The sequence below is a fragment of the Falsiroseomonas oryzae genome (genome assembly GCF_027856955.1).
GTDB classification, from domain to species: domain Bacteria; phylum Pseudomonadota; class Alphaproteobacteria; order Acetobacterales; family Acetobacteraceae; genus Falsiroseomonas; species Falsiroseomonas oryzae.
In genome coordinates this window covers 1-11,868 of the sequence record NZ_JAPSMD010000149.1, presented here as the reverse complement: position 1 = coordinate 11,868, position 11,868 = coordinate 1, and the positions used below count along the sequence as shown (strand labels likewise).

General features: G+C 72.2%; 10 protein-coding genes. 6 read left to right on the top strand and 4 right to left on the bottom strand.

Annotated elements, in window-relative coordinates:
* On the bottom strand, positions 1 to 650 hold a 650-nt coding region (locus tag OZN99_RS15500), incomplete at its 3' end, for a DNA translocase FtsK 4TM domain-containing protein (RefSeq protein WP_270936154.1).
* 101 nt (positions 651 to 751) lie between these two features.
* Between OZN99_RS15500 and OZN99_RS15495 the strand changes: the two genes are divergently transcribed.
* Complete coding sequence (locus tag OZN99_RS15495) at positions 752 to 1,393, top strand: Crp/Fnr family transcriptional regulator (protein ID WP_270936153.1); 642 nt, start codon at positions 752 to 754, stop codon at positions 1,391 to 1,393.
* A gap of 59 nt (positions 1,394 to 1,452) precedes the next feature.
* Positions 1,453 to 2,244, top strand: a complete 792-nt coding sequence (locus OZN99_RS15490) for an SDR family NAD(P)-dependent oxidoreductase (RefSeq protein WP_270936152.1) — start codon at positions 1,453 to 1,455, stop codon at positions 2,242 to 2,244.
* A 6-nt stretch (positions 2,245 to 2,250) separates the two neighbouring features.
* Here OZN99_RS15490 and arfB read toward each other — a convergent pair whose 3' ends face one another.
* Positions 2,251 to 2,664, bottom strand: a complete 414-nt coding sequence (gene arfB / locus OZN99_RS15485) for an alternative ribosome rescue aminoacyl-tRNA hydrolase ArfB (RefSeq protein WP_270936151.1) — start codon at positions 2,662 to 2,664, stop codon at positions 2,251 to 2,253.
* Positions 2,665 to 2,792: 128 nt separating this feature from the next.
* Here arfB and OZN99_RS15480 point away from each other — a divergent pair, with 128 nt between their 5' ends.
* Both OZN99_RS15480 and OZN99_RS15475 read left to right on the top strand, forming a co-directional pair.
* Positions 2,793 to 6,377: a calcium-binding protein gene (locus tag OZN99_RS15480; RefSeq protein ID WP_270936150.1), complete on the top strand. Its 3,585-nt coding sequence runs from the start codon at positions 2,793 to 2,795 to the stop codon at positions 6,375 to 6,377.
* 105 nt (positions 6,378 to 6,482) lie between these two features.
* The gene (locus OZN99_RS15475; RefSeq protein ID WP_270936149.1) at positions 6,483 to 6,683 is read left to right on the top strand and encodes a YgaP family membrane protein; all 201 of its coding nucleotides are present in this window, start codon (positions 6,483 to 6,485) and stop codon (positions 6,681 to 6,683) included.
* A 114-nt stretch (positions 6,684 to 6,797) separates the two neighbouring features.
* On the opposite strand, the gene OZN99_RS15470 is transcribed toward OZN99_RS15475, so the two are convergent.
* A complete protein-coding gene (locus OZN99_RS15470) occupies positions 6,798 to 8,126 on the bottom strand; it encodes an ammonium transporter (protein WP_270936148.1) in 1,329 nt (442 codons plus the stop codon).
* A gap of 39 nt (positions 8,127 to 8,165) precedes the next feature.
* Entirely contained in the window at positions 8,166 to 8,504 is a 339-nt protein-coding gene (locus tag OZN99_RS15465; RefSeq protein WP_270936147.1) for a P-II family nitrogen regulator, read from the bottom strand.
* A gap of 196 nt (positions 8,505 to 8,700) precedes the next feature.
* Here OZN99_RS15465 and OZN99_RS15460 point away from each other — a divergent pair, with 196 nt between their 5' ends.
* Together OZN99_RS15460 and OZN99_RS15455 are read left to right on the top strand one after the other, a co-directional pair.
* Positions 8,701 to 9,990 carry an FAD-dependent monooxygenase gene (locus OZN99_RS15460; RefSeq protein WP_270936146.1) on the top strand — a complete coding sequence of 430 codons (1,290 nt, stop codon included), beginning with the start codon at positions 8,701 to 8,703 and terminating at the stop codon, positions 9,988 to 9,990.
* 174 nt (positions 9,991 to 10,164) lie between these two features.
* Positions 10,165 to 11,868, top strand: a 1,704-nt coding sequence (locus OZN99_RS15455; protein WP_270936145.1) for a glycosyltransferase family 2 protein, incomplete at its 3' end; no start/stop codon positions are given.

Here is an 11,868-nt window from a genome sequence, read left to right as displayed (position 1 = left end):
GCCGCCGCCGTGCCGGCCGCACGCCCGGCCCGGCGCCAGTCGCCGAGCGTCAGCGCCAGCGCCACGAAGCACAGCAGCGCGGTCACGCCCCAGAGGACCAGGTGGCTGATGCCTGTGCCCACCGGTCCGAGGACCGCGCCGAGGAAGTCCAGCACGGCATCGGCCAGAACCGGACCGGCGGCGCCGGCCGGGCCGGCCGGTGCCGGCGCGGCCTCCGGCAGGGGCAGGAGCGACAGCGAGGCGGCGGTCAGCGGCAACGCGGCCAGCAGGCAGGCCAGGCGCAGCACGAAGGGCGACAGGCCGCGATGGATTGCCAGCCGCCAGGCCCAGGTCATCAGGCAGGCCACCGGCAGCCAGGCGGCATAGCCCACGCCCTGCAGCAGCACATCGGCCAGATGCGCCCCGAAGGGCCCGGCCAGGTTGGCCGTCTCCCGCGCGGTGGCGGTGGACCAGGACGGATCGGCGGGGTCGTAGGTCGCCAGCGCCACCGCCCCGACCAGCCCCGTCAGCACCAGCACCAGCGCGAACAGCTCGTCCAGGCGACGGCGGATCGCCGCCTTCACGGCGGGGGAGGCGAAGCGCCGGCCGGCAGCGGCGAGCCGATCGCCCACCGCGCCCGGCGCCGGGCGACCTTCGATGGCGCGCGGCATGCAGGGACCAGTCCTGAAGCAGGGTGGGAGTTCTACACCGGAAGTCGCTCGATTTGCACGCTCTGCTTCCGCAGCGGTCCCGGCCCAGGCAGGATGGCCCCATGTCCGACTCCGCCATCCCCGCCCTGCTGGAGCCGGCCATCCGCGACCGCATCGCCGCCGCGGGCGCAAAGCTGGCGGCGCCCGCGGGGACCGTGCTGTTCCACCCCGGCGATCCCTGCCGCGGCTTCGTGATGCTCGGCGCCGGGACGGTTCGGGTGGACCTGGTGGCGGAGGATGGTCACGCCCTGCTGCTTTACCGCGTGGCCCCGGGGGAGGCCTGCCTGCTGACCACCGCCTGTCTCTTCGCCGGCGACGCCTACGCCGCGGAGGGCCGCGCCGAGACCGAGGTGCAGGGCCTGCTGCTGCCGCGCGCCGCCTTCGACTCGCTGGTGGCCGAGAGTGCGGCCTTCCGCCGCTTCGTCCTGGCGGGCTTCGGCGCCCGCCTCGGCGCCCTGATGGCGCGGATCGAGGCGCTGTCCTTCCGCAGCGTGGACCGCCGCCTGGCGGAGGCGCTGCTGGCCCGCAACGCCGCCGAGATCGCCGCCACCCAGGCCGAGCTGGCCGTGGAGGTGGGCACCGCGCGGGAGGTGGTGACCCGCCGCCTCAACGCCTTCGCGCGCGACGGGCTGGTCGCGATCGGCCGCGGCACGGTGGCGATCCTGGACCCAGCGGCGTTGCGCCTGCGGGCCGAGGGCGCCTGAAACGAACGCGGCGCCACCCGCCTCGTTGACCCGGCTCCCCCTGTTCGACGGAGCCGCCCATGTCCGCCACCGCCCGCCCGCTCGCCCTCGTCACCGGCGCCTCCTCCGGCATCGGGCTGGAACTCGCCAGGCTCTGCGCGCAGCACGGCCATGACCTGCTGCTCGGCGCCGACCGCCCCCTGGGCGAGGCGGAGGCCGCGCTGCGCGCCGAAGGCGCCCAGGTCGAGACGGTGCAGGCCGACCTCGCCACCCTGGAGGGCGTTGACCGGCTGGTGGACGCCCTGGCCGGTCGCCATGTGGCGGTGCTCTGCGCCAATGCCGGGCATGGGCTCGGCCACGCCTTCCTCGACCAGCCCTGGCCGGAGATCCGCCACGTCATCGACACCAACGTGACCGGCACCGTCTATCTGCTGCACCGCCTGGGCAGCGCGATGCGGGGGGCGGGGCAGGGGCGGATCCTGGTGACCGGCTCCATCGCCGGCTACACGCCGCAGCCCTTCCAGGCCGTCTACCACGCGACCAAGGCCTTCATCGACAACTTCACCATCGCCTTCCGCGAGGAGCTGAAGGAGAGCGGCGTATCGGTCACCCTGCTGATGCCCGGTGCAACCGAGACCGAATTCTTCGACCGCGCCGGCATGGAGGACACCAAGCTCGGCCAGTCGAAGAAGGACGACGCGGCCGATGTCGCGAAGACCGGGTTCGAGGCGATGCTGCGCGGCGACGCCGACGTCGTCTACGGCATGAAGAACAAGGTCACGACCGCCTTGGCCGACGTGATGCCCGCCGAGACCAGCGCGCGCATGGCGTCGAACCAGGCCCGTCCCGGCTCCGGCAAGAAGAGCGCCTGAGGCCGGCTACTCCGCCCGCGGCTTCTCCGCGCGGAGCTTCTTGACGCCGGAGCGTCGCGCCTTGCCCTCCAGCCGGCGCTCCTTCGCGGCGCGCGTCGGCCTGGTGGGACGGCGCGGCGGCGGCGGCGGTTCGGCGGCGCGCGCGACAAGCTCCTGCAGCCTTTCGCGTGCTTCCGTGCGGTTGCGGTCCTGGCTGCGGTGCCGGCTCGCCTCGATCACCAGCACGCCCTCGCCGGTCACCCTGCGGCCGGCGAGTTGCAGCAGGCGCGCCAGCACACGGTCCGGCAGTCCGGCGCGTGCCAGATGCACGCGCAGCTGCACGGCCGTCTCCACCTTGTTCACGTTCTGCCCGCCGGGGCCCGAGGCGCGCAGGAACTGCTCCTCGAGCGCCGCCTCGGGGATGACCGGGACCGTCGCCATGACGCGCGCCCTTACGCGCCTGCACCGCGCCGCGTCCAGCGCAATGCGCCGGCGCACATCAGAACGTTCCCTTTGCATGTGAAACTGGGACTGCTTCAATTCCCGCTCCAGCAGCCGGATTCCTCGCCATGGCCCAGCTTTTCGAAACGCCCAGCTTCAACCTCGCCACTGCGCAGGCGCTGTTCGGCACGAGCTTCACGCGCAGCGCCGACGGCACCTTCGCGCCCTTCCCGACGGTGAGCATCCTCGGCAGCGTCAGCCCGAACACCGACCAGGATTACTGGAGCTTCTTCCTCCAGGCCGGCGACATCGTGACCTTCGACGTGGACGCCACCACCGGGCTCGACAGCCAGATCTTCCTCTACAACCCGTCGCAGGTCTTCGTGCAGATGAACGACGACGGCGGCGTGCTGGACCCGGGCTCGGGCACGACGCTCGACCCCTTCATGACCTTCAACGTGCCCACGACCGGCATCTGGTATCTCGGCCTGCAGAGCTACAACGCGGCCACCGGCGGCACCTACATCCTGCACATCTCCATCCAGTCGCCGGACCAGGCGCTGTTCGGCACCTCCGGCAACGACAACCTGCAGGGCTGGATGGGCGCCGACACCATCAGCGGCTACGCGGCAGGCCTGGCCGCGGCCGATACCGGCAACGACACGCTGGTCGGCCTGGCCGGCAACGACCTGATCGACGGCGCGGGCGGCAACGATTCCCTGCTCGGCGACGACGGGGTGGACACGCTGCTCGGCGGCGCGGGGAACGACACGCTGCTCGGCGGCGTCGGCACGGACAGCCTCGAAGGCGGCATCGGCGCCGACAGCCTGCTCGGCGGTGACAATGCCGACACGGTGCTGGGCGGCAACGGCGCCGACACGATCGCTGGCGACACCGGCGCTGACCGGCTGGAGGGCGGCGACGATGCCGACCTGATCTTCGCCGACCCCCTCGGCGGCCTCGATCTGACCGACGCCGACACGCTGCTCGGCGGCGCCGGCGACGACAACCTGTTCGGCAATGCCGGCAACAACCGCCTGGAAGGCGGCGCCGGCAACGACTCGCTGTTCGCCTGGCGCGGCGTCGACACGATCCAGGGCGACGACGGGGCCGATACCCTTGTCGCCTATGGCGCGGGCAGCCTGCTGAACGGCGGCACGGGCGACGACAGGCTCTTCGGCAATTCCCTGGCCGGTGACCGGATGACGCTGCTGGGTGGCGACGGCAACGACGATCTGTTCGGCGATCTCGGCAATGACAGCCTCTCGGGCGACGCCGGCAACGACAACCTCTACGGTCAGGGCGGCCGCGACACGCTGCGCGGCGGCATCGGGAACGACCTGCTCGATGGCGGCATCGGCATCGACTACCTGGATGGCGGCCCAGGCAACGACACGCTGGTCGGCGGCGAAGCCATCGACGCCGTCGATCCCTACGTCCGCGAGACGCTGGTCGGCGGCAACGGCGCCGATTCCATCGTCGGTAACCGGGCGCCGATGCTGGCCCATGGCGGCCTCGGGGCGGACAGCCTCACCGGCGCGGAGCGCAACGACATGCTCTACGGCGGCGAGGGCGACGACGTCATCTCCGATGCGTTCGACAACAACACGGACATCGACCTGATCGATGGCGGGGGCGGCAACGACACGCTGTCGGGCTCGGCCTATGACACCATCCTGGGCGGCGAAGGGAACGACCGGGTCAACATCCTGGCGCTGCAGTTCTCCGACTTCGGCTACCGCGACGGCGGCGCGGGGACCGACACCGTCGTCTTCCCCACCATCTTCCCGGCCAACAACTTCGCCCGCCTCACCCAGAGCACGAACGGCGTCGCGCTGCTGGAGACCGTGGGCGCCATCACCGGCGTCGTCCAACGCAGCTTCGAGTTCCACAACTTCGAGGGGTTCTGGCTGACCGGCAGCGCGTTCGACGACCGGATGGAAGGCGGCACGGGCGCGGATTCGCTCTATGGCGGCACGTCCGGCAACGACCAGATCTTCGGCCACGACGGCAACGACACGCTGGTCGGCGGGCAGAACAACCTGCTGCTGCTGGACGGCGGTGCCGGCAACGACGAACTGATCGACCCGGGCGGATATGCCCTCGCCACGGCGACCCTGCTCGGCGGCAGCGGGAACGACACGATCCACGCGCGCAGCGCGGGCCTGGCCGATGGCGGCGCGGGCGATGACGAGATCGTGCTCTTCTCCAGGGAAGACATCTTGCTGCAGGGCGGCAGCGGGAACGACCATGTGACGATCTACTTCGCCAGCGGCGGCGGCAGCTTCGTCATCGCCTCCGGCGGCGAAGGCGACGACCTCCTGACCTTCGACCACTTCGAGCCTACCGCGGTGGAGGTCACCACGGACGGCGCCGGCGGCGGGGAGATCGTCACGCCCGACGGGATCGTCGTCTTCGACGGCTTCGAGCGCCTGCGCCTCGAAGGCAACAGCCAGGACGACACGCTGCGCGGCGGTGAGGGGGCGGACTCGCTGTTCGGCAACGGCGGCGCCGACCTGTTCGAGGGCGGCGGCGGCGACGACCTGATCAGTGCCGGCGTGAACGACACGGTGGATGGCGGCGCCGGCACGGACACGCTCTTGATCTCGATGCTCGCCGCGCCCGGCAACTTCACGCTCGCCCCGCCGGCCGGCGCCAGTGGCATCGAGCGCTACTGGCTCGTCTCCAGCGCCGGCGCGGATTCCCTCACCGGCGCCGGAGACGCGGACACGCTGTATGGCTGGATCGGCAACGACACGCTGGACGGCGGCGGCGGCGCCGACAGCCTGGTCGGCGGCACCGGGAACGACTTCTACTACGTGGACAATCCCGGCGACGTCACCGTGGAATTCGGCGGCGAGGGCAACGACACCGTCTCCGCCTCGGCCACCTGGGCGATCGCCGCCGGGCAGGCGATCGAGGCGCTGGTGCTGACCGGCGGCGCCAACATCAACGGCACCGGCAACGAGCTGGCCAACGCCATCACCGGCAACACCGGCGCCAACGCGCTCTCCGGCGGCGACGGCAACGACACGCTCTTTGGCGACGACGGCGCCGACACGCTGGATGGCGGCACCGGCGCCGACAGCATGGCCGGCGGCGCCGGCAACGACGTCTATGTCGTGGACAACTTCTCCGACCTGATCGTCGAGGGCCTCGGCGCCGGCACCGACACGCTGCGCACCTTCGTCACCTACAACCTGCCCGACAATTTCGAGCGGCTGGAGCTGCTGGGCAACGCGGGCTTCCGCGGCAACGGCAACAACGCGGCGAACGAGATCATCGGCAACACCGGCGGCAACCTGCTGGTCGGCCGCAACGGCGCGGACACCATGGATGGCGGCGGCGGTGCCGACACGCTGGATGGCGGCACCGGTGCGGACCGCCTGACCGGCGGCACCGGCAACGACGCCTTCTACTTCGGCGCGCCGAGCGTCGGCACGGACACCGTGACCGACTTCACCAAGGGCGCCGACATCCTGCAGGTCTCCCGCGCCGGCTTCGGCAACCTGCTGGCGCTCGGTCCGCTGGCGCCGGCCGCCTTCGTCAACGGCGTCGCGCCGGTCGGCGGCGGGGCGCAGTTCATCTACGACGGCGCCACCGGCACGCTGCGCTGGGATGCGGACGGCACCGGGGCGGGGCTGGCGGTGGTGCTCGCCACCTTCACCGGCAACCCGCTGCTGGCTGCGTCGGACATCGTCGTGCTGGTCTGACGCCGAATGCCCGGTCGCGTGACATCGTCACCGACGCGGCCGGCGCGCGGTGCTGTCCTCGGCCCCGGACGCGGCACCACGCCGCGCGGCAAGGAGAGACAGGCCATGGCCACCAATGTCGGCGGGATCGACCGGATCCTGCGCATCGTCGCGGGCATCGCACTGCTGGCGCTCGGCGCCTTCGGCCCGCTGGGCTGGTGGGGGCTGGTCGGCCTGGTGCCGCTGGCCACCGGCCTGATGCGGACCTGCCCGGCCTATTCCCTGCTGGGCCTCAACACCTGCCCGGTGGACCAGCGCGCCGCCTGAGCCGCCTGGGTCCGGACGCGCGAAGGGCGCCGGGGGGATGCCCCCGGCGCCCTTCGCCGTTCCGGCTTGGCGGGGCCTTTCGCGCCCCGCCGGCCGATCAACCCAATTGAAGGCTCAGCCCAGCCGCTCGCCGTGCAGCACGACGTCGAGGCCCTCGCGCTCCTCTTCCTCGGTGACGCGCAGGCCGACGATCACGTCCACCACCTTCAGCAGGATGAAGGTGGCGACCGCGGTGAAGACGAAGGTCGCGGCCACCGCGTAGACCTGGATCAGGAACTGGTCGAGGCCGCCGCTGTAGCCCGCCGGCGTGGCGGTCGTCGCCGACAGCGCGCCATAGGCGAAGACGCCGGTCAGCAGCGCGCCGACGATGCCGCAGACTCCGTGCACGCCGAAGGCGTCCAGGCTGTCGTCATAGCCGCACCAGTGCTTGAGCGCGGTCGCGCCCCAGAAGCCCGCGAGGCCCGCGACCACGCCGATGATCAGCGCGGAGCCCGGCAGCACGAAGCCCGCCGCCGGAGTGATGGCGACCAGCCCCGCCACCGCGCCGGAGATCGCGCCGAGCACGCTGGGCTTGCCCTTCGTCGCCCATTCCGCCAGCAGCCAGGCCAGCACCGCGCCGGCGGCCGCGATCTGCGTCACCAGCATCGCCATGCCCGCACGCGCGCCGGCACCCACGGCCGAGCCCGCGTTGAAGCCGAACCAGCCCACCCACAGCAGGCTCGCGCCGATTACGGCGAAGGCCAGGTTGTGCGGCGCCATGTTGTCGCTGCCGTAGCCCACGCGCTTGCCCAGCACGATCGCCGCGACCAGGCCGGCCACGCCGGCGTTGATGTGCACCACCGTGCCGCCGGCGAAGTCCAGCGCGCCGAGCGCGAAGATCCAGCCGTTCGGGTGCCACACCCAGTGCGCGACCGGCGAGTAGACCAGCAGGGTCCACAGGGCGAGGAACAGCATCAGCGCGGAGAACTTCATCCGGTCCGCCACCGCGCCGGTGATCAGCGCCGCGGTGATGATGGCGAAGGTCATCTGGAACATCGCGAAGACGCTTTCCGGGATGGTCGTCGCCACCGCCGCGTCGCCGCTGCCCAGCGTGAAGGGCTTGTCCCAGTTCTCCGCCATGCCGCGCATCAGCAGGCGCGACAGGTCACCGATGTAGGCGTTGCCCTCGCCGAAGGCCAGGCTGTAGCCCAGCACCATCCACAGCACCGCCACCAGCGCGCAGGCCGCGAAGGACTGCATCATGGTGGCCAGCACGTTCTTCTTCCGCACCATGCCGGCGTAGAACAGCGCCACGCCGGGCACCGTCATCATCAGCACCAGCGCCGTGCTGGTCAGCAGCCAGGCGGTGTCGCCCGTGTCGATCTTCGCATCCTGGGCCGAAGCGGCCCCGGCCGCGACCAGCGCCGGCAGCGCCAGCAGCGCGGCGCGCGCAAGCATCCTCATTCCGTCGGTTCCCTTGTCCGTTGGTTCACCGGCCGCCCGTCACAGCGCCGAGTTGTCCGTCTCGCCCGTGCGGATCCGCAGCGCGCGTTCGAGGTCCAGCACGAAGATCTTGCCGTCGCCGATCTTGCCGGTGCGCGCCGCGCCGGCGATCGCCTCGACCACGGCATCCACCATCTCGGCCGGCACCGCGACCTCGATCTTGAGCTTCGGCAGGAAGCTCACGTGGTATTCGGCGCCTCGGTAGATCTCGGTCTGGCCCTTCTGCCGGCCGAACCCCTTCACCTCGGTCACCGTCAGGCCCTGCACGCCGAGCGGGGTGAGCGCGTCGCGCACCTCGTCGAGCTTGAAGGGCTTGATGACTGCCATCACCAGCTTCATCGCGCCGCAATCCCCTTTTCTGGGCGGAGTGGGTCTGCGCAATCCAAGCGCCGTGCCAGAGGCGCCGCCCCCTCCCTGTGCGGCGCGGCAACACTGCGGCGCGCGGGACTCACTCATGAGCGGGATCGCGTCTGCACAAATTCTGTGCAATTGCCTCGCCCTTGCCGAAACCGAGGAAGGACGCGACCTTCGCGGCATGACTGCCACGCTCGACGTCACCGCCTGCGTCATCGGCGCGGGGCCGGTGGGCGCCACCCTCGCCGCGACCCTCGCCGCCGCCGGACTGCCCACCGCCGTGGTGGACCGCGCCCCCCTGCCGCCCATGGAGCTGCCGGAATTCGACGGCCGCGCCTATGCCATCGCGCTGACCAGCCAGCGCCTGCTGGACGCCGCCGGCATCTGGCAGCGCCTGCCCGCGGCGCCGCAGCCGATCCACCGCATCCGCGTGGCTGATGGTCGGCCGGGTGCGCGCCCCTCCTCCCTGAAGCTCGACTTCGACAGCGCCGAGGTCGGCCAGGGCGAGCCCTTCGGCTGGATGGTGGAGGCGCGCAGCCTGCGCGTCGCGCTCAACGCCTGCCTGCCCACCCTGCCCAACCTCACCGCCTTCGCCCCCGCCGAGGCCACGGTCACGCGCCACCCCGAAGGCGCCGAGATCCGCGTTGCCGGCGGCCCCCATGGGAAGATGCAGGGCGAGACGCTGATCCGCGCGCGGCTGGTGGTCGGCGCCGAGGGCCGCGAGAGCCCGCTGCGCCGCCAGGCCGGCATCGCGGTGACGCGCTGGGACTACGGCCAGGTCGGCATGGTCGGCGCCTTCGCGCATGAACGCCCGCATGGCGGCACCGCCCTGGAGATGTTCCTGCCCAACGGCCCTTTCGCCCAGCTGCCGCTGGCCGGCCCTGGCGGCTTCGGCACCGCCGACCTTCCGCATGCCTCCGCCTATGTCTGGTCGGAGCGGACCGCGCTTGCCCGCCGCTTCCTGGCCATGGACGACGCCCGCTTCGGCCACGAGCTGGCGCGCCGGCTGGGCGACCATCTCGGCCGCATCCGGCCGATCGGGCGCCGCTGGTCCTATCCGCTCTCCGCGCTGTGGGCGCAGCGCTTCACCGACACGCGCCTGGCGCTGGTGGGCGACGCGGCGCATGGCATCCACCCAATCGCCGGCCAGGGCCTGAACCTCGGCTTCCGCGACGTCGCCGCGCTGGCCGAGGCGGTGATCGCGGCGGCCAATGCCGGGGAGGACCCCGGCGGGGCCCCCGTGCTGGCGCGCTACCAGGCGCGCGCCCGGCCCGATGCGATGCTGATGCTCGGCGCCACCCATGTGCTGGAGAAGCTGTTCGGCAACGATGTCGGCCCGGTGCGCCTGGCGCGGCGCATCGGCATCGCCGCGGTGGACCGCATCCCGCCGCTGAAGCGCGCCTTCGCGGAGCGCGCCATGGGCATGCGCCCGGGTCTCGGCGGGCTGCTCGGGGGGCAGCGGCTGGCGTAGCGACGGAATGGACAGTCGTTAACGCACCGGAGCCCGCAACCGCCCTAAATGGCGATCGCGTCGTCGCGCAACGGTTCCCGGACCCTGGCGACACCCGGCGGCCTGCGTGTTAGGTCGCCGGTGCAACGGCCGCCGGCGTGCGCTTCGCGCCCGGCGCTTCAGGGGTGGTGAGCGATGCGGATCCTGTGCCTCGGCATGGTCAAGAACGAGGCCGACATCATCGAGGCCTTCGTCCGTCACACCGCCGGGCTCGTGGACCATGTCTGCCTGCTGGACAACGGCTCCTCGGACCAGACGCGGGAGATCCTGGCCGGCCTGATCGGCGAGGGGCTGCCGCTGACGGTCTTCGACGACCCGGTGCGCGGCTACTTCCAGGCGGAGAAGATGACCTTCCTCTACCGCCGCCTGCTCCCGCAGTTCCGCCCGGACTTCGTGCTGCTGCTCGACGCCGACGAGTTCCTGGCCGTGCCGGACCGCGCCGCGCTGGAAGCCGCGCTGGCCTCCATCCCCGCCGGGCGCTACGGCATCGCGCGCTGGCGCAACTACGTCCCCCGCCCGGAGGACGGCCCCGCCGAGGCCGATCCGCCGCGCCAGCTGCGTTTCTGCGTGGACCGCGCGCGCGACCGCGGCAAGAGCAAGGCGATCATCCGCTGCGACCAGGCCGATCCCGAGGCGCTGTGGATCCGCCAGGGCAACCACGCGATCACCGCGCCCGACCTGCGCGCCCACCGCCTTGATGCGCTGGAGCTGGCGCACTACCCCGTGCGCAGCGTCGAGCAGCTGAAGCAGAAGCTGGTCTTCGGCTACCTGGCCTATGCCGAGCGCGACCGCATCGCCGGCCGCGAGGCCTATGGCGGCCACTGGACCGCGCGCGGCAAGCGCGTGATGGATGGCGCCGAGATCGGCCAGGCGGAGCTGGTCGGCATGGCGCTGCGCTACGCCGAGGTGGACCCCGCCACGCCGCTGTCGGAGGCGCTGGTCGAGGCGCCGCTGCCGGCCACCTACAGGCTGCGCCGCGGCAAGCCGCCGAAGGTCTCGGCGCTCGCCACCCTCGCCCAGGCCTACATGGCGGAGACCGCGGCGGAGCCCGACCGCTTCGTCGCCGCGCTGGATGGGCTGCGCGCCAAGGCGGCCGGCGAGGCCGCGAAGGCCGGCGCCAAGTCCAACGAGACCGCCTTCGACGCCGACTGGCACGCCTCCAAGCTCTATGTGGACCTGCCGCCCTTCCGGCACATGCTGGACAGGGTGAAGCCCGCCTCCGTGCTGGACCTGGGCTGCGGGCTCGGCGCCTACATCCTGGATTTCTCGCTGGCCGGCGTCGGCACGACGCTCGGCGTGGACGGCTTCGATCCCGGCGCGAAGTTCCTCAAGCCCGGCCATTTCCGGCAGGCCGACCTGTCGAAGCCGGTCGATCTCGGCCAGGTCTTCGACCTCGTCACCTCCGTCGAGGTGATCGAGCACATCCCGCCCGCGCATTCCGACGCCTTCATCGGGAACATCGTGCGCCATGCCGGCCACACCATCCTGTTCTCCGGCGCGGCGCCCGGGCAGCCGGGGGTGCGGCACATCAACTGCCAGACGGTCGGCCACTGGATCGGCAAGTTCGCCGCCCATGGCTGGCACCCCGTGCTGGCCGACACGCTGGCGGTGCGCATGGCTGCCAGCTTCCCCTGGTTCCGGCACAACCTGGTGGTGTTCCGCAAGGCCGACGCGGCGGATCCGCAGGCGGTGGACTTCCTCGACCGGCTGGCCACCGCGCCGCCGCGCTGGAACGCCCGCCCGGCCGTGATCACGACGCCGATGGCCGCCTTCGATGCCCGCCGCCTGCGCCCGCCCGCCGAGCGCCCGCCGGCGCCGGCCGGCGCACCCGCGGCGGAG

Coding starts and splice junctions, on each gene's coding strand:
- OZN99_RS15495 (WP_270936153.1), top strand. CDS start 752: ATGTCCGACTCCGCCATCCCCGCCCTGCTGGAGCCGGCCATCCGCGAC.
- OZN99_RS15460 (WP_270936146.1), top strand. CDS start 8,701: ATGACTGCCACGCTCGACGTCACCGCCTGCGTCATCGGCGCGGGGCCG.
- OZN99_RS15475 (WP_270936149.1), top strand. CDS start 6,483: ATGGCCACCAATGTCGGCGGGATCGACCGGATCCTGCGCATCGTCGCG.
- OZN99_RS15470 (WP_270936148.1), bottom strand. CDS start 8,126: ATGAGGATGCTTGCGCGCGCCGCGCTGCTGGCGCTGCCGGCGCTGGTC.
- OZN99_RS15480 (WP_270936150.1), top strand. CDS start 2,793: ATGGCCCAGCTTTTCGAAACGCCCAGCTTCAACCTCGCCACTGCGCAG.
- arfB (WP_270936151.1), bottom strand. CDS start 2,664: ATGGCGACGGTCCCGGTCATCCCCGAGGCGGCGCTCGAGGAGCAGTTC.
- OZN99_RS15465 (WP_270936147.1), bottom strand. CDS start 8,504: ATGAAGCTGGTGATGGCAGTCATCAAGCCCTTCAAGCTCGACGAGGTG.
- OZN99_RS15490 (WP_270936152.1), top strand. CDS start 1,453: ATGTCCGCCACCGCCCGCCCGCTCGCCCTCGTCACCGGCGCCTCCTCC.